Genomic DNA, 17283 nt, shown 5'->3' with positions numbered 1-17283 from the left:
ACGTCCGCAACGTGTTCGCCATCAGCGGCATGCTGGAGACCTACGGCATGACCGTGCTGCACGCCCCCAACGGCCGCAAGGGCATCGAGGTGCTGTTGGCCAACTCCGGCATCGACCTGATCCTGATGGACGTGATGATGCCGGAGATGGACGGCTACGCCACGACCGCGGCCGTGCGGGCGATGCAGCAGTACGCGCGGCTGCCGATCATCGCCGTGACGGCCAAGGCCATGCAGGGCGACCGGGAGAAGAGCCTGGCCTCCGGAGCCAGCGACTACGTGACCAAGCCGGTGGACGCCGACGAGCTGCTCGACACGATGCAGAGGGTCCTGGGCGAGAGGGGGCCGGGGGAGGGGGCCGACAGCTGACCGTGCCGTATCCTGCGGCGAAGTCGACCATGGGGAGAGTCCGTGCCCGAGAACACCGGCGCCTTCGCCGCCGACACCGAGCTGGTCGGCGGCGTCGCCGTCGTCCACCTGGCCGGCGAGCTGGACATGCAGACGGTGCCGGCGGCGGCCCTGGAGCTGGACAACGCCATCGAGGCCGGCCCGGCCGGCCTGGTGGTGGACATGACCGGGCTGACCTTCCTCGCCTCGGCCGGCCTGGCCCTGCTGGCCACCGTGAACGAGAAGGCCGGGCAGGCCTCCCTCACTCTGCGCCTGGCCGCCGACAGCCGGGTGGTGCTGCGTCCGCTGGAGATCACCGGGCTGGACGGCGGCTTCGACATCCGCGACTCGGTGCAGTCGGCGCTCGTCGACCTCGGCTAGCGGCCCAGGGCGTTGGCCAGCTGCTTCTTGGTCATCTTGGAGCGGCCCTTGATGTTGCGCTGGCGGGCCTCGTTGTAGAGCTGGTCCCGGGTTGGCCCGCCGGCGCCGGTGTGCGAGCGCTTGCCGCCACGGTGCTGCGGCGACACGTCGTGAGTGGACGACCGGCTCGCGGTGCGGGATTCGCCTTCCTGGGCCCGGTTCTTGTTCACGGTGCGGGCCGCGATCTCCTCGGCCCGCTTCGTGCTGCTGCCGCGCTCCTTCTGCGAGTCCTTGATGTGCTGGTACTGCCGTTCTCGCTTGTCGCTCCACGCCTTCGGCATGACACACCTCCTTGGACCTCGGGATACCCACGGAGGCGGGTCGCTATGCTGAGCGGGCAACGACGGGGGGAGGTTCATGGATTCCGTCGACCCCGACGTCGATGTCCATGTCCCGGCGCAACGACGTGAACTGGCCCGCACGCACGGCGGCGTGCTGGCGGTGATCGCGCTCGGCGGCGGTCTCGGGGCGGTGGCCCGGTACGGCATCTCGCTGTGGCTGCCCACCACGCCCGGGCACTTCCCGTGGGGCACCTTTCTCATCAACGTGACGGGGTGCTTCCTGATCGGCGTGCTGATGGTCCGATGGGGACAGCGGCCGCTGCTGCGACCGTTCCTCGGCGTCGGCATTCTGGGCGGTTTCACCACGTTTTCCACCTATGCCGTGGAAACGCGGGCCCTGCTCACGCCGGGGGACGCCCCGCTGGCGCTGGCCTACCTGTTCGGCACCCTGGCGGCGGCCGTGCTGGCCGTGCTCGTCGGCGTGGCACTGACCCGGACACTGCTGGGGGACAACCGGTGACGTTGGTTCTGGTGTTCGCGGGCGCGATGGTCGGCGCCCCGCTGCGGTATCTGACCGACCGGTCCGTGCAGCTCCGGCACGACTCGGTCTTCCCGTGGGGCACCATGACGGTGAACGTCGTCGGCTGCCTCGTGCTGGGATTCCTGGCCGGGTTGGGGACTTCGCTGCCCGGCGCGGTGGCCGCCCTCGTGGGCACGGGTTTCTGCGGCGCGCTGACCACGTACAGCACCTTCAGCTACGAGACGCTGCGGCTGATCGAGCAGAAAGCCTATGTGTACGCGGCGATGAACGTGCTGATAAGCCTGATCGCCGGTCTGGGCGCGGTGTTCCTCGGCTACGCCCTGGCCGCATGAGCGACACTCGACTTCTGGAGTCGTCCGGGTTTCGGCTGTTCTGGGCGTCCGACACGGTTTCCATGACCGGCTCGTACGTGACGATGGTGGCGTTGCAGCCGCTGATCGTGAACGTGCTGCACGCGACGACCACGGAGGGCGGCCTGTTGCAGGCCGCCCGCTGGCTGCCGTACCTGCTGTTCGGGCTGGTCGCCGGCGTGCTGGTGGACCGCTACCGGCGCAAGCCGGTGCTGGTCGGCGCCGACCTGATCCGGTTCGGGCTGGTGGGCCTGATCCCGCTGCTGGCCGCGTTCGACCGGCTGAGCATGCCGGTGCTGATCGGGTTGATCGCGGCGATCGGCATGCTGTCGCTGGTCTACGACGCCGCGCACCAGTCGATCCTGCCGCGCCTGGTGCCGAAGAGCCGTCTGACCGAGGCCAACGCCCGGCTGGGGCAGACCGACGCGGCGGCGCAGATGGTCGGCCCGGCACTGGCCGGAGGCTTGGTGCAGGTGGTCGGCCCGGCGACGGCGATCCTGGTCGATGCGGTGTCCTATCTCGCTTCCGGCCTGCTGCTGATGCGGGTGAAGGTTGCCGAGCACATCGAACGGCCGGAGTCGCGGCACCTCGGGCGGGAGCTGCGTGAGGGCCTGGCGTGGGTGTACCGGCATCGCGTGCTGGCCCCGATGGCCTACACCGCCCACGTCTGGTTCCTGTTCAACTCCATGGTGACCGCTGTCCTGCCGTTCTACGTCCTGCGGACGCTGGGCTTCGATGCGGCGGCGCTGGGCCTGATCATCGCCGTCGGCGGCGTCGGGGGAGTGCTCGGCGCTCTGCTGTCGATGCGGGCCACCCGGGTGTTGGGCGCTGGGCCGACGATCGTCGTCGGCCACTGGCTCACGCCGCTCGGGTACGTGCTGATCCCGTTGTCCGGGCACGGAACCGTCGGTCTGGTGCTGCTGTGCGCCGCCCAGTTCGCGTTCGGTTTCGGTCTCGGCGTCGACGGCCCGCCGGAGATGGCCTACCGCCAGTCGGTGACCCCGGATCGACTGCTGGGGCGGACCAACGCCACCATGCGGTCCCTCAACCGCGGCGCCATCGTGCTCGGGGCCCCGATCGGCGGCCTCCTGGCCGCCTGGCTGGGCATCCCCTCCGCCCTGTGGATCGGCATCGCCGGCCTGACCGTCCAGGCCGTGGCCATCACCCTGTCCCCGATCCGCACCATTTCTTGACCGCCCGTTCCAGTATCGCTACTGTCGTGCCATGGCCAGAACCAAGGAGTTCGATCCCGACGTCGCCCTGCGGGCGGCGCTGGACCTGTTCTGGCGGCAGGGCTACGAGGCCACGTCCATGCAGGACCTGGTCGACCACCTGGGCATCGGCCGGGCCAGCATCTACGCCACCTTCGGCAGCAAACCCGAGCTCTACCTGCGCGCCCTGCAGCGGTACGCGCAGGAGCTCGGCGTCTGGTACGTGGACCGGCTGTCCGGTCCCGGGCCGCTGGCCGCCGTCCGGGAGGTGTTCGAGACCATCGCCCGGCAGGCCGTCTCCGACCCCGACCACAAGGGCTGCCTCGTGGTCAACACCGCCGTCGAGGGCCCGGCCGTGGACGGTGCGGCGGCGTTGGTGGACCGGGGTTTCAACAACCTGCAGGCGCTGCTGGCCGGCGCCCTGGTGCGGGCCCGGGACGACGGTGACCTGGCCGCGGACAAGGATCCCCAGGCGCTGGCCCGCTTCCTGGTGACGTTCATGCAGGGGATCCGGGTGATGGCCCGCCAGCCCGACGAGCGCCGCATCACCGACGCCGTCGCCCAAGCCCTCTCCCTACTCGACTGACCAACTGACCAGCTGCCTCGACCTGACCCGAGCGGACTCGACTCGGCCCGGCCCGCGCGGGTCCAAGCCGACCCTGCCCTCCCTTTCTCCCTCCTTCCCTCGCCCCCACTGTTTTTTGCCACATGTGGCGCACATGTGGCGCTGGAAGTCGAATGCGGTCCACATGTGGCGGTGGTGGGGGTTGGTGGGCGCCGATATTGGAACGATCGATCTGGAAAGGTGTGCTGATGAACGACAAGGAACGTGCGGCGGAGTTGGGGCTGCGTAGTGAGCACGCGGCGGTGAACGGCACGGAGCTGCACTACGTGACCGGCGGGCAGGGCGAGCCGGTGGTGCTGCTGCCGGGATGGCCGGAGACGTGGTGGGCGTACCACAAGGTGCTGCCGAGGCTGGCCGAGCAGCACCAGGTGATCGCCGTCGACCTGCGCGGCATGGGCGGCTCGGCCAAGCCCGACAGCGGCTACGATAAGAAGACCATGGCCCGGGACATCCACGAGCTGATCCGGCACCTCGGGCACGAGCGGGCGGACGTGGTGGGGCACGACATCGGGTCCATGGTGGCGTTCAGCCTGGCCGCCAACCACCCGGACACCGTCCGCCGGGTGTCGATGCTGGACGTGGCGCACGTCAACGAGTCGTTCCGCCAGCTGCGGCTGCTGGGCCCGAACACGCTCTGGTGGTGGGCGTTCAACCAGCTCGACGGGCTGCCCGAGCAGCTGCTCGAAGGCCGGGCCCGGTTCCTGGTCGATCACATCGTCGACCGGCTGGCGGTGCGGCGCGACGCGATCACCGACCGGGATCGGGCCGTCTACGCCGAGGCGTACGACACCGCCGCGGCGATCCGGGCCGGCAACGGCTGGTTCCGGACCGTCGAGCAGGACATCGACGACATCGGCACGTACGAGAAGGTGACCGCGCCGATCCTCGCCCTGCTGGCGCCCTGGGTGCGCGCCCGGACGGAACCGGGCATCACCGGCTACGCCACCGACGTGCGGGTCGTCGAAGTACCGGACAGCGGCCACTTCATCGCCGAGGAGGCCCCCGACCTGGTCGTCGACGAGCTGACCAGGTTCTTCGGCTAGCCGGTCGCGGGAACGGCCCGGCATACTGCGGCCATGAGTCGACCGACGCGGGGATTCGTCGGCAAGCGACGGGCCCCGAGGGACCGGCGGTTGCCGCCCGGACAGTACGACATCGGCCGGGACTTCCCGGTGCTGACGGCGGAGGTCACGCCGTCGGTGCGGACCGAGCGCTGGACGATGGCGATCGACGGCCTGGTGCGGCAGCCCGGCAAGTGGACGTGGGACGAGCTGCACCGGCTGCCGCAGGAGGAGTACCGGGGCGACATCCACTGCGTGACGACGTGGTCGAAGTTCGACACCCGGTTCGGCGGCGTCAGCGTGGACCTGCTGCTTGACCAGGTGGAGCCGCTGCCGGAAGCCACGCACGTGCTGGCCACGTCGACCACGGGCTACACCACCAACCTGCCGCTGGAGCACCTGCGCAACGGCAAGGCGTGGCTGGTGTGGACGCACGAGGGCAAGCCGCTGCACCGCGAGCACGGCGGCCCGGTCCGGCTGCTGGTGCCGCACCTGTACTTCTGGAAGAGCGCGAAGTGGATCACCAAGCTGACCCTGCTCGACCACGACGAGCAGGGCTTCTGGGAGCGCAACGGGTACCACGACCTGGGCGACCCCTGGACGGAACAGCGGTACCAGGGTGACTGACCCGCGCGGCTGGCGGTACGCCGAGGTCGCCGAGGTCCGGCACGACACCCCGCACAGCGTCACGCTGTGCCTGGACGTGCCGGGCCGCGTGCGCCACCTGGCGGGCCAGCACTATGTGGTCCGGCTGACCGCCGAGGACGGCTACCGGGCGCAGCGCTCGTACTCGGTGGCCTCGGCCCCGGACGCCCCGCTGCTGGAGCTGTTCGTGGAACGCCTGGAGGACGGCGAGGTCTCCACCTATCTGGCGGATGTCGTCGAGCCCGGCGACGAGCTGGAGATCCGGGGGCCGATCGGCGGCTGGTTCGCGTGGAACGGGACGACGCCGGCGCTGGGCGTCGGCGGCGGCTCGGGCGTGGTGCCGCTGATTTCCATGCTGCGGCACAATTCCGACAACTTTCGCATCGCGGCGTCCGTGCGCACGGCCGAAGATCTGCCCTACGCCAACGAGCTCACGGCCGCCGGCGCCCTGATCGCCGTGACCCGAGAGGACTTCGGCGGCCGGGCCAAGGGTCGGCTGACCGCGCAGGAACTGCTGCCCCTCTACGCGCCCGGCGCCGTCTGCTACGTCTGCGGATCGGCCGCTTTCGCCGAGGCGGCAAGCATGCTGCTGCTCGACATCGGCGTGCCGACCGAGGACATCAGGGTGGAAAGGTTCGGTCCCTCAGGGTGATTCACCGCGCGGACAGATGGCGTTCATGGCGTGGACGCTCCATCCGCCTAGGTTCTGCGCGACCCGAGCTGAGGAGAAAACCGCATGTCCGACGCCAGTAAGCGCACCGTCAGCCGAAGAGGAGCGCTGGGCCTGTTCGGCGCGACCGCCGTCGCGGCCCCGCTGCTCGGCACCACCACCGCCGAGGCCGCCACCCCGGCGTTCGTGCCCAGCGTCGGCAACGGCGCCACCCCCGTGCAGGGCCTGCACCTGACGTTCGGCCGGGACCCCTCGCGCCAGATGGTCGTCTCCTGGATCACCGAGGGCTCGGTGCGCAAGCCGCGCGTCGTCTACGGCACGCTGGAGGGCGGGTTCGGCGGCTGCGCCGACGCCGACACGAAGACCTATGTGGACGGCACTTCCGGTCGCACCGTCTACATCCACCATGCGGAGCTCAACCGCCTGCGCCCCAACACGCAGTACATGTACGCGGCGCAGCACGACGGCGCGACCCCGGACGCCGGCACTTTCCGCACCGCGCCGTCGGGCCGGATGCCGTTCACCTTCACCAGCTTCGGCGACCAGTCCGCGCCGCAGGTCACCTGGGCGGCCAACGGCGCGGTCGGTCTCGACGCCAACTCCACGCCGGCCACCAAGGACATCGTCACCGGCATCGAGACCGTGGCCCCGCTGTTCCACCTGCTCAACGGCGACCTGTGCTACGCCAACCTGGACGTGGACCGGGTCCGCACCTGGAACAACTTCTTCACCAACAACACCCGCTCGGCCCGGTTCCGGCCGTGGATGCCGGCCGCCGGCAACCACGAGATCGAGAAGCAGAACGGCCCCATCGGCCTCGCCGCCTACCAGGCCTACTTCGAGCTGCCGTCGACCGAGACCGACGCGGAGCTCCAGGGCCTGTGGTACGGCTTCACGGCCGGTTCGGTGCGGGTGATCGTGCTGCAGAACGACGACAACTGCCTGCAGGACGGCGGCGACGTCTACGTCAACGGCTACTCCGGCGGCCGCCAGCTGAAGTGGCTGGAGAAGGAGCTCGCGGCGGCGCGCAAGTCCCGTGACATCGACTGGATCGTCGTCGCCATGCACCAGGTGATGATCAGCACCTCCGACGCCAACGGCGCCGACCTCGGGCTGCGGCAGCTGTACGGGCCGCTGTTCGACAAGTACGGCGTGGACCTGGTGCTGTGCGGGCACGAGCACGACTACGAGCGGTCCCTTGCCGTGCACGGCGTGGTGTCCGGCAGCGAGACCCTCACGCCGAACCCGGTCTCCTCGGCCACCGACAACATCGACGCCACGCACGGCACCGTGCACATGATCCTCGGCGGCGGCGGCGTCTCCGGCAACACCAACGGCGCCTTCTTCAAGGACGGCACCGGCAAGGTCATCACCGCCGTGTCGGCGACGCCCGGCTCCAACGGCAAGCGGACCTCGACCTATGTCAAGGAAGAGGCGGTGTGGAGCGCGGTCCGCGACTTCGACCACCCCTACGGCTTCGCCGCGTTCACCGTCGACCCGGGCCGCCGCCCCGGTGACACCACGACCATGCACGTCACGTACTACAACGTGAACAAGCCCAACGGCGACCTGTCGGTGTTCGAGAAGTTCAGCCTGCACCGCAAGCGTTCCGACGGCTGATGCCGCTGCCGGTGATCCGCGGCGGGCAGCATGCCCCGCATGCGGATCACCGCCGGCTGCGCCGTCCGACCTATGTGGACGGTTGTGGTCGCCCTGGCGTACGTGACGGCGCCGTTCGACGTGCCGGCCGGCAGCGACCGGCTCGACGCCGACATCGGGATCCCCGCACCGGCAAGACGACCATCGACCTGACGCTCCCGGATCCGAAGGGGCGCGGCGCCGGAGCCATGCCACCTTTGTGGACACCTGGCCGCAGATCCCTGCTGGTAGAGGCCCTGCTGGTAGCCTTCCCACATGGTGGAACCGGCAGCCTCGTGGACGGGAGACATGCCGCAGGCCTACGCACGATGGCTCGTGCCGGCAGTGTTCCAGCCGTTCGCCGTGGATCTCGCTCGCCGCGCATCCGCGCACGCGCCCCGCCGCGTGCTCGAGCTCGCGGCCGGCACCGGCGTGCTCACCCGTGAGCTCGTCGTCGCGCTCCCCCACGCGGAGGTGACGGCAACCGATCTCAACGAGGACATGGTCCAGGCCGGTCGACTGCTGGTCCCACAGGCCGCCTGGCAGCAGACCGACGCCATGCACCTGCCGTTCGATGACGCCCGGTACGACCTCGTCGCCTGCCAGTTCGGGGTGATGTTCCTTCCGGACAAGCCGGCGGCCTTCGCCGAGGCCCGGCGGGTCCTCACCCCGGACGGCACGGCGCTCGTCAACACGTGGGACACCCTCGACTCCCACGATTTCCAGAGGGCTCTGGTCGCGGCTCTGGTCGAGGTCTTCCCGGATGACCCGCCCACCTTCATGGGGACCGTCCCGCACGGCTACGCCGATGTCGACCGGGTCGTGTCGGACCTGGAGGCCGGGGGGATGCGGTGTGTGGCCGTCGACTCGGTGACGCTCGAGGGGCACGCGGAGTCGGTCGCCGGACTGGCAGCCGGCTACTGCACGGGTACGCCGCTGCGCGCCGAGATCCAGGCCAGGGGAGACCTCGCCGACACGACGGCGGCGGTCGCCGACCGGATGGTCTCGATGCTCGGCGAGGGACCGGTGGTGGGACGGATGGCCGCCCACGTCGTCGAGGCAACTCCGGCCGCCTAGGCGCTCACACGCTAGTGCTGGGTCTCGCCGTCGGTGAAGGCCAGCAGCATCTCGTCGGCGAACACGTCGTAGCGCCCGCGGCCGTTGCGTTTGGCCCGGTACATGGCGATGTCCGCGCGACGCACCAGCGCCGCCGGGTCGGTCATGCCGTGGGTGCTCAGCGCGATGCCGATGGAGGCGTTGACCTGCAACTGCCGGCCGGCGATGCGCATCGGCTCGTGCAGGCCGCGCAGGATGCGGTCGGCCACCTTGGCCGCGTCGACCGGCGTGGAGACGTTCTGCAGCATCACGGCGAACTCGTCGCCGCCGAACCGGGCGGCGACGTCGCTGTCCCGCAGCTGGGCCACGATCCGGTCGGCGGTGATGGTCAGCAGCGTGTCGCCGGCGGCGTGGCCGAGGGTGTCGTTGATGGCCTTGAACCGGTCCAGGTCGATGAACAGCAGCGCCACCCGGGTGCCGCCGTGCCCGGTGAGCTCCAGCTGGTGCGAGAGTCGGTCCAGGAACAGGCTGCGGCTGGCCAGCCCGGTCACGGAGTCGTGGAAGGCCTGGTGCATCCGGTCCACGGTGTTGGCGTCGGTCAGCGCGAGGCTGACGTGCTCGGCGAAGGACTGGAGCATCTGCACCTCGGGCGGCGCGTAGACCCGGCCCTCCCGCTCGGCCATCACCACCAGGCCGCCGGTGATCGTGCCGGAGTCGTGCACGGGGGCGGCCATGGAGGCGATGCCGTCGGCGGAGTCGTCCTCGCACACCACGACGCCGCCGGACATGATCGCGGCGCCGACGGTGCCGGCCTCGGACAGCGGCATGGTCGGCGTCTCCAGGTCGGTGTCGATCGCCAGCCCGGCCCCGGCCACCAGGGAGATCTGCTGCGGATCGGAGTCGTCGCGCAGCCACAGCCCCACGGCCCCGTCGCCCAGCAGTTGCCGCGCCGCCGCGGCGATCATGTCCAGCACCTGGGGCAGCGGCCGCCGCCGCGAGATCGCCCGCTGCACGTCGAACAGGTGCTCCAGCAGCCGTTGCCGCTGTTGCAGGGACGCCAGCAGCTCGGCGTTCTCGGCCGCCTGCCGGTCGCTGCGTTCCCGCATCTCGTGCTCGGCCTGCAACGTGCGGAGCATGGTCAACGCCAGCTCCAGCAGCCGGGCCATGCCCCGCACGATGTTGCGCTCCTCCACGGAGAAGCCTTGGTCGCTCCACCGGGCCAGCACCAGGTGCCCGGGCCGCCCGCCGCCCCAGTCGGCGGAGATGGCGTCGCAGCGGCCCACCCCGGGCACGTCAACGTTGTCGAGCTCGCGGTTGGCCACCGACACCAGGTCGTCCTCGGGCACCCGGCCGGCCGGGAAGCCGACGACGGCGACCACCTCGTCGTCGATGACCACGGCCGCGACCTCGGCGTCCAACGCCCGCGCGGCCCGCTCGACGGCCGCGTAGGCCGCCGACTCCTCGTCCGAGCACTCCGACACCACGGCCAGCAGCTCCAACAGCTGCTGACCGTCGTGGTAAGCGCCCCCGATGCTCGTCATCGCTAGCCGAGGGCCAGCACGGTGAGGGTCTGGTTGTGGAAGCCGTGGATGCCCCGGGCCCGGGCGATCTCGCCGTACGCGTAGAAGCCGGCGAACGGGGCCTGCTCGGCCCACTTGGCCAGCCGGGCGTTGTCCCGCCGCAGCGCGTCGTCGTCCAGGATGGCCCGGATCGCCGCGCAGCTGATGGTCAACAGCCCCACCGGCTCCCGGCCGCCGAGGCCGGCCAGCGCCTCCTGGCAGGCCGCGTCGGTGGCGGCCAGGATGGACTGCTCGTCGCCGGTCATGGCCCACACCAGGCCGCCGTGGTCGAAGTTGCCGCCGCCGCCCAGCGAGCGGCCCTCCAGGTCGATCTGGGTGCTGACGTTGCGGGCGTCGACGCCGTTGCGGCGCTGCAGGCCCAGCGGCCGCGGCAGCGCGAACCGCATCAGCGCCTCCTTGTCGCGGTAGGCCTCCGGCGGCGCGCCCAGCCGCTCCAGGTACACGTCCAGGGCCGGCCGGTCGTCCACGGTCTGGATCCGCCCGTCCTGGCTGCCGGTGACGATCATCGGCTCGCCGACCGTGCGGAAGCCGTGTCGCACGCCGACCGACAGCGGCGCCTCCGAGTGGATCGTGGCCGCCACCACCGCGTTGGTCAGCACCCGGTCCCCGCACAGCAGGTACGCCTGCTTCATACGCCAGCCGTCGGCGCCGGACCCGCCGAACAGCGGCACGCTGGCCCCGAGCACGCTGTAGCAGCCGCGCACGATCTGCTCCTGCTCGCGGACCAGCCCGTCGGTCAGCAGCACCAGCACCCGGTGCGGCAGGCCCGGAATCTCGGTCACGCTCTGACCCAGCTCCACACCGGCCTCGCGCTGCCGGCCGCGCACGTCCTCGGCCGCGGCCGTGGTGACGGCGAAGCCGGGGCCGCCGATCGCGGCCACCACGACGGTGCCGTCGTTGGCGCCGCCGTTGCAGATCTCTCCGCGAGTGGTGCAGCCGATCACCGGCACGTCCCGGCCGACCACGTCCCGGACGCCGGCACGCACCAGCGCCGGGTCGTACGTGATCGCCGAGAAGACGATGAGCAGCTTGGGATCCGTCCCGGCCGAATCGGATCGTGACAGGGCTGATCGTGCGGCCTGAGCCGCTGCGGTCCTCGGTTCGGTGGTGCTGGACTGGCCGACACCCATCCAACGCCTGCCGTCGGGACGCGCGTCCATGTTCATGACGCCTCCACTCGACGGCGGTCGGTCAGACAACTTAGTCGCATCCGCGGTCCGGTGAGCAGACAGCCATGTAGATCTTCACTCAAACGGCGCATCTGGCGGACAACGGCAGGACCACTTGATTGACACCGCCGGCACGCATTGGTCTAGTGCATGACGTAACCAGATGGCTACCGTGGGGGGGGTGGGCCGGCATGAGGTTCCGTTCGGCACTGATGGTTTCGACGCTGGTGGCGGGCTTGGCCACGGTCACCGTGGGTCCGGTCGCGACCGCCGCGCCATCCGATCCGACGACGCTGGTGAACCCGTTCGTGGGCACCGAGAACTCCGGCAACACCTTTCCCGGCGCCAGCGCGCCGTTCGGCATGGTGCAGGTGAGTCCGGACACCGGCGGCCAGGGCGGCTACGACTACGACCAGAACGCGATCTACGGGTTCAGCCAAACCCATTTGTCGGGCGTGGGCTGCGGTGTGATGGGCGAGCTGCCCGTGATGCCGACCACCGGTGTCGTGAATTCCGTCGAACCGTCCGGGTATGCCTCCGCCTATTCGCACAGCGACGAACAGGCCACGCCCGGTTACTACCGCGTCGGTTTGTCCACCTATGGCGTGAATGCCGAGTTGACCGCCACGCCGCGGACCGGCTGGCAGCGCTACACCTTCCCGGCCACCGCGGCGGCCAACGTCCTGTTCAACACCGGCCAGGCCAATCAGTCGGTGCTCGACTCGGAGGTCCACGTCGTGGACAACCACACGGTCGAGGGACGCGTGCACGACGGCGGCTTCTGCGCCGGGCACGACCAGCACACGGTCTACTTCACCGCCAGCTTCGACCGTCCCTTCGCCTCCTACGGGGCCTGGCGGGGCACGACGCCCACGCCCGGGGCCAAGGACGCCGCCGGAACGGGCGGCAACGGCGCGTGGGTCACCTTCGACGCCACGGCCCAGCACAGCGTCACGCTGAAGGTCGGCATCTCGTACACCGGCATGGCCGGCGCGCGGGCCAATCTCCAGCAGGAGACCGGCGGTTCGTACGACTTCGACGCCACTCGGCAGAAGCTGCACGACGCCTGGGTCACGGAGCTGAACACCGTCGCCGTCGGCGGCGGTACCCAGGACCGGCAGACGGCGTTCTACACCTCGCTCTACCACTCCCAGCTGCACCCGAACCTGGCCGGCGACGTGGACGGCAGCTACGCCGGCTTCGACGCCAAGGTGCACAAGGCGGCGGACTACACGCCCTACCAGAACTTCTCGCTGTGGGACACCTACCGCCCGCAGAACCAGCTGCTGGAGCTGCTCCACCCCGACGTCGCCCGCGACGTGGCGCTGTCGCTGGTCGCCGCCGGCCGTGACGGCGGCTGGCTGCCGCGGTGGGCGCTGGCCAACAGCGAAACCAACATCATGACCGGCGACCCGATGACGCCGTTCCTGGTCGAGGCGTGGACCAAGGGGCTGCTCAAGGGGCACGAGCAGGAGGCGTACGGGCTGCTGAAGGCCAACGCCACCAGCCTGCCGCCGGCCTCGTCGCAGTACAACGGCCGCACCGGCCAGCCGTTCTACGCCGACCGGGGCTACATCCCGTCCGGGCTCAAGCGCGGTGCCGACTGCGCCGACAAGGGCGGCGACAACGACTGCGACCACCCGGCCTCGGCCACCCAGGAGTACGCCCTGGCTGACGCCGCGCTGGCGCTGATGGCCGATGGCTTGGGGCACAAGGCCGACGCCCGCATGTTCGCCGACCACGGCCAGTGGTACCGGAACCTGTGGGACAGCTCCACCGGCCAGTTCCGGCCCCGCACCACCGACGGCACCTGGCTCACGCCGTACGACCCGGTGGCCGCCGATCACCAGTTCCACGAGGGCGGCGCCTACCAGTACCAGTGGCTCGCGCCGCAAGACCCGTCCGGGCTGGTGCAGTTGATGGGTGGGCGCAAGACGGCCGAGCAGCGGCTGGACGCCTTCTTCGCCTATCCGCACCTGCTGACCGATCCCGGCAAAGCGGTGCACGATGACTGGATCTCCAGCCCGTACGACTACTACAGCAAGCCGACCTACAACCCGAACAACGAGCCCGACCTGCTGGCCCCGTACATGTACCTGTGGGCCGGCACGCCGTCCAAGACGGCCACGGTCGTGCGGGCGGCGATGACCCTGTTCACCACCGGCCCCAACGGCATGACCGGCAACGACGACCTCGGCACCATGTCGGCCTGGTACGTGTTCTCCTCGCTGGGCCTGTACCCGACGGTGTCCGGCGGCGACTTCCTGGCCCTGTCCAGCCCGCAGTTCCCGACCATGACCGTCCACATGGGACAGCGCAGCCTCACCGTCACCGCGCCCGGGGTCACGGATGTGAACCGCTACGTGCAGAACGTGTCTCTCAACGGGCGTTCGGTGAGCAGGAGCTGGCTCGGCTGGGAAGACCTCACCCGTGGCGGCACGCTTCGCGTGAACGTCGGCTCGACCCCGTCGACGTGGGCGACCCGGCCCCAGGACGAGCCGCCGTCGATCAACCACGCCGCCCCGGACTCCCGTCGGCACGTGGACGCCTCGATCCGGGGCCTGAACGTCGACGTCCTCGGCCAGGCCCCGGGCGCGCTGCCGGTGGCCATCAGTGCCTCCGGCGGCTGGACCACCCGCCCCGGTGGCCTGCTGCTCAAGTCCGATCACCTGCCCGTGCAGCAGACCGTCGCCCTGACCCCGCCGCCCGGCACGAAACCCGGCAGCTACCAGGTCACGGTGACCGTTGCCGCCGCCGGTGCCAACACTGTGACCCGGACCTCGACGGTTCAGGTAACTGCGCCCTAGCGCCCCGGTATCCTGCATAGTCCGGTGGCCCGCGGTGCTCGACGTCGGGGCCGCCGGAGCGAACAGCGAAAGGATTCCGGTGAACACGCCAGTCGAGACGCTCGAGTTCCAGGCCGAGGCGCGCCAACTGCTCCAGCTCATGGTGCACTCGATCTACTCGAACAAGGACACCTTCCTGCGTGAGCTGATCTCCAACGCCTCCGACGCGTTGGACAAGCTGCGCCTGGAGACCTACCGCGACAAGGATCTCGTCGCCGACACCTCCGACCTGCGCATCGAGCTGGTCACCGACCGGGTCGAGCGCACGCTCACCATCCGCGACAACGGCATCGGCATGTCCCGCGACGAGGTCGTCGGGCTGATCGGCACGATCGCCAAGTCCGGCACGGCCGAGTTCCTGCGCAAACTGAAGGAGTCCAAGGACAACGCCGCCAGCCAGGACCTGATCGGCCAGTTCGGCGTCGGCTTCTACTCCTCGTTCATGGTGGCCGACCACGTCACGCTCGTGACCCGCAAGGCCGGCGAGGACACCGGCACGCGCTGGGAATCGGCCGGCGAGGGCACGTACACCATCGAGACGGTGGACGACGCCCCGCAGGGCACCTCGGTGACCCTCAAGCTCAAGCCCGAGGACGCCGAGGACCACCTCTACGACTACACCGCCGAGTGGAAGCTGCGGGAGATCATCACCCGCTACTCGGACTTCATCACCTGGCCGGTGCGGCTGGAGGTGGAGCGCACCGTCGAGGACAAGACCACGACCGAGTTCGAGACCGTGAACTCGGGCAAGGCGCTGTGGGCGCGGTCCAAGGACGAGGTGCCGGCCGAGGAGTACACCGAGTTCTACAAGCACATCAGCCGGGACTGGAACGACCCGCTGGAGACCGTCCACGTCCGGGCCGAGGGCACCTTCGAGTACCAGGCGCTGCTGTTCCTGCCGGCCAAGGCCCCGTACGACCTGTTCATGCGTGAGCGCAAGCGCGGCGTGCAGCTGTACGTCAAGCGGGTGTTCATCATGGACGACTGCGAGGCGCTCATGCCCGAGTACCTGCGCTTCGTCAAGGGTGTGGTGGACGCGCAGGACCTGTCGCTCAACGTGTCCCGCGAGATCCTCCAGCAGGACCGGCAGATCCAGCTCATGCGCCGCCGTCTGGTCAAGCGCGTGCTGTCCACCGTGAAGACGATGATGACCGACGCCCCCGAGAAGTACTCGACCTTCTGGACCGAGTTCGGGCCCGCCGTCAAGGAGGGCCTGCTCTCCGACACCGAGAACCGCGAGACCATTCTCGACATCGCTTCGTTCCCCTCCACCCATGACGCGTCGACTCCGACCACGCTGGCCGACTACGTCGAGCGGATGCCGGACGACCAGGAGCACATCTACTACATGACCGGCGCCTCCCGGTCCATTGTGGAGAGTTCCCCGCACCTGGAGGCGTTCCGGGCCAAGGGACTCGAGGTGCTCATCCTCACCGACGGCATCGACGAGATGTGGGTCGACGCCGGCGAGGAGTACCGGGGCAAGAAGTTCCAGTCCGTGGCCAAGGGCGAGGTCGACCTCGACAAGGACAAGCCCGAGGACTCCGGCGAGTTCGAGCCCCTGCTGACCTGGCTGACGGAGAACCTGACCGACAGCGTCAAACAGGTCCGCCTGTCCTCCCGGCTCACCACCTCGCCCGCCTGCCTGGTCGGCGAGGCCGGCGACCTGACGCCGACGCTGGAGAAGATGTACCGGGCCATGGGGCAGCCCGTGCCGCCGGTCAAGCGCGTGCTGGAGCTCAACCCCGAGCACGCCCTGGTCACCGGCATGCGGACGGCCTTCACCGCCGGCGGGCACGAGACCGAGCTGGGGGAGACCGCCGAGCTGCTGTACGGCATGGCCCTGCTGGCCGAGGGCGGCGAGCTGCCCGACCCGGCCCAGTTCACCAAGGTGCTGGCCGACCGCCTGGCCCGCAGCCTCTGAGGCTAGCAGCCACCCCGGCGACACCCCGCCTTTTTTGCCACATGCGCTTCCTACATGGCACCAGACGCCACATAGGAAGCGCATGTGGCGTTTCAGGGGGGAGATATGCCACATGGGAAGCGCATGTGGGGCCAGGGCGCAAATGGGAAGCGCATGTGGCAAAAATCAGCCCAGGAGCTCCCGGGTGCCGGTAATATCGAGGCGGCCGCCGAGCTGGTCGCTGATGGCGTTCACCACCGCGTACTGCACGCCGCGAACGTCGATGGCCCGAACTATGATCCGGTACAGGTCGGTCTCCAGCAGGTGCAGGAAGTCGTTGTACGGCTCGGGTTCCGGCGTCGTGCCCTCGGTGTGGAAGGCCCCGATGCGTAGGGCGATGACCGACATCCCGCGCTGCTCGGCGTAGTAGCGGCCCAGCGCCTCGCCGAAGGCCTTGGTGACGCCGTACAGGTTGCCGGGATTCACCGGGTCGGCGGCGGAAACCTGTTTGCCCGCGGGATATCCGGACACGGCGTGCACGGAGGACGCGAACACGACCCGCCGCACGCCGGCCTCCGAGGCCGCCGCGAACAGGTTGTGGGTGCCGACGATGTTGGCCGGCAGCAACGAATCCCAGTCGGCGAGGAGGCTGGGGTTGGCGCCGAGGTGGACGACGGTGTCCACATCCTCGCAAGCCCGGGCCAGAGCAGCGGGATCACCGAGGTCCGCCAGGACGAAGTCCTCGATGTCCACCGGCCGGACATCGGTGGCCCGCAGCACGTAGCGGCCGGCCACGTGCCGCAGGAATCCGGACCCGATCCGCCCGGCCGCCCCGGTGACCAGCACCCGCCCGACGGCGGCGTCCCCGGGCAGCGGCGCGCTCAGCGTGAAGACCATGCGG

The 17283-nt window shown here is 70.0% G+C and carries 18 protein-coding genes; 14 read left to right on the top strand and 4 right to left on the bottom strand.

Annotation, left to right across the window (positions count from 1 at the left end; all coding sequences use genetic code 11):
* Together KUTG_RS08565 and KUTG_RS08560 are read left to right on the top strand one after the other, a co-directional pair.
* Positions 1-368: response regulator (locus tag KUTG_RS08565; protein ID WP_157495532.1), on the top strand; the 368-nt coding region annotated here is incomplete at its 5' end.
* A 42-nt stretch (positions 369-410) separates the two neighbouring features.
* On the top strand, positions 411-767 hold the full coding sequence (locus KUTG_RS08560; RefSeq protein WP_052394221.1) for an STAS domain-containing protein: 357 nt from the start codon (positions 411-413) through the stop codon (positions 765-767).
* Here KUTG_RS08560 and KUTG_RS08555 read toward each other — a convergent pair.
* Positions 764-1087 carry a hypothetical protein gene (locus KUTG_RS08555; RefSeq protein WP_043716202.1) on the bottom strand — a complete coding sequence of 108 codons (324 nt, stop codon included), beginning with the start codon at positions 1085-1087 and terminating at the stop codon, positions 764-766. The genes KUTG_RS08560 and KUTG_RS08555 overlap by 4 nt on opposite strands.
* 76 nt (positions 1088-1163) lie before the next feature.
* Here KUTG_RS08555 and crcB (KUTG_RS08550) point away from each other — a divergent pair, with 76 nt between their 5' ends.
* From crcB (KUTG_RS08550) to KUTG_RS08510, 10 genes are all read left to right on the top strand, one after another.
* Positions 1164-1607 carry a fluoride efflux transporter CrcB gene (crcB, locus tag KUTG_RS08550; protein WP_043716199.1) on the top strand — a complete coding sequence of 148 codons (444 nt, stop codon included), beginning with the start codon at positions 1164-1166 and terminating at the stop codon, positions 1605-1607.
* On the top strand, positions 1604-1960 hold the full coding sequence (crcB, locus tag KUTG_RS08545) for a fluoride efflux transporter CrcB (RefSeq protein ID WP_043716197.1): 357 nt from the start codon (positions 1604-1606) through the stop codon (positions 1958-1960). The genes crcB (KUTG_RS08550) and crcB (KUTG_RS08545) overlap by 4 nt, the downstream gene beginning before the upstream one ends.
* Positions 1957-3171 (top strand): MFS transporter, encoded by a 1215-nt coding sequence (locus tag KUTG_RS08540; RefSeq protein ID WP_043716194.1) that lies wholly within the window; start codon positions 1957-1959, stop codon positions 3169-3171. Before crcB (KUTG_RS08545) ends, KUTG_RS08540 begins: the two co-directional genes overlap by 4 nt.
* Positions 3172-3202: 31 nt before the next feature.
* The gene (locus KUTG_RS08535; protein ID WP_043716192.1) at positions 3203-3775 is read left to right on the top strand and encodes a TetR/AcrR family transcriptional regulator; all 573 of its coding nucleotides are present in this window, start codon (positions 3203-3205) and stop codon (positions 3773-3775) included.
* Positions 3776-4002: 227 nt separating this feature from the next.
* Entirely contained in the window at positions 4003-4857 is an 855-nt protein-coding gene (locus KUTG_RS08530) for an alpha/beta fold hydrolase (protein WP_157494410.1), read from the top strand.
* A gap of 33 nt (positions 4858-4890) precedes the next feature.
* On the top strand, positions 4891-5502 hold the full coding sequence (locus KUTG_RS08525) for a sulfite oxidase-like oxidoreductase (protein WP_043716190.1): 612 nt from the start codon (positions 4891-4893) through the stop codon (positions 5500-5502).
* Positions 5495-6172: an FAD-binding oxidoreductase gene (locus KUTG_RS08520; protein WP_043716187.1), complete on the top strand. Its 678-nt coding sequence runs from the start codon at positions 5495-5497 to the stop codon at positions 6170-6172. Before KUTG_RS08525 ends, KUTG_RS08520 begins: the two co-directional genes overlap by 8 nt.
* A gap of 84 nt (positions 6173-6256) precedes the next feature.
* Positions 6257-7810: a purple acid phosphatase family protein gene (locus KUTG_RS08515; RefSeq protein ID WP_043716184.1), complete on the top strand. Its 1554-nt coding sequence runs from the start codon at positions 6257-6259 to the stop codon at positions 7808-7810.
* A 39-nt stretch (positions 7811-7849) separates the two neighbouring features.
* Positions 7850-8002 (top strand): hypothetical protein, encoded by a 153-nt coding sequence (locus tag KUTG_RS58180; protein ID WP_157494409.1) that lies wholly within the window; start codon positions 7850-7852, stop codon positions 8000-8002.
* A 102-nt stretch (positions 8003-8104) separates the two neighbouring features.
* On the top strand, positions 8105-8905 hold the full coding sequence (locus KUTG_RS08510) for a class I SAM-dependent methyltransferase (protein WP_043716182.1): 801 nt from the start codon (positions 8105-8107) through the stop codon (positions 8903-8905).
* An 11-nt stretch (positions 8906-8916) separates the two neighbouring features.
* Here KUTG_RS08510 and KUTG_RS08505 read toward each other — a convergent pair whose 3' ends face one another.
* Both KUTG_RS08505 and KUTG_RS08500 read right to left on the bottom strand, forming a co-directional pair.
* The gene (locus KUTG_RS08505; protein WP_052394219.1) at positions 8917-10425 is read right to left on the bottom strand and encodes a sensor domain-containing diguanylate cyclase; all 1509 of its coding nucleotides are present in this window, start codon (positions 10423-10425) and stop codon (positions 8917-8919) included.
* 2 nt (positions 10426-10427) lie between these two features.
* On the bottom strand, positions 10428-11630 hold the full coding sequence (locus KUTG_RS08500; RefSeq protein WP_043716180.1) for an FIST signal transduction protein: 1203 nt from the start codon (positions 11628-11630) through the stop codon (positions 10428-10430).
* Positions 11631-11824: 194 nt separating this feature from the next.
* On the opposite strand from KUTG_RS08500, the gene KUTG_RS08495 reads away from it, so the two are divergent.
* The gene (locus KUTG_RS08495; RefSeq protein ID WP_084579055.1) at positions 11825-14440 is read left to right on the top strand and encodes a GH92 family glycosyl hydrolase; all 2616 of its coding nucleotides are present in this window, start codon (positions 11825-11827) and stop codon (positions 14438-14440) included.
* Between the two features lie 79 nt (positions 14441-14519).
* The gene (gene htpG, locus KUTG_RS08490; RefSeq protein ID WP_043716178.1) at positions 14520-16403 is read left to right on the top strand and encodes a molecular chaperone HtpG; all 1884 of its coding nucleotides are present in this window, start codon (positions 14520-14522) and stop codon (positions 16401-16403) included.
* 165 nt (positions 16404-16568) lie between these two features.
* On the opposite strand, the gene KUTG_RS08485 is transcribed toward htpG, so the two are convergent.
* Complete coding sequence (locus KUTG_RS08485) at positions 16569-17279, bottom strand: NAD-dependent epimerase/dehydratase family protein (protein WP_052394218.1); 711 nt, start codon at positions 17277-17279, stop codon at positions 16569-16571.
* Between the last annotated feature and the right edge of the window lie 4 nt (positions 17280-17283).

Source organism: Kutzneria sp. 744 (assembly GCF_000568255.1).
In the GTDB taxonomy this organism is placed as follows: domain Bacteria; phylum Actinomycetota; class Actinomycetes; order Mycobacteriales; family Pseudonocardiaceae; genus Kutzneria.
Note: the sequence above shows the minus strand (reverse complement) of the source record. Positions and strands in the feature narration are given on the sequence as shown.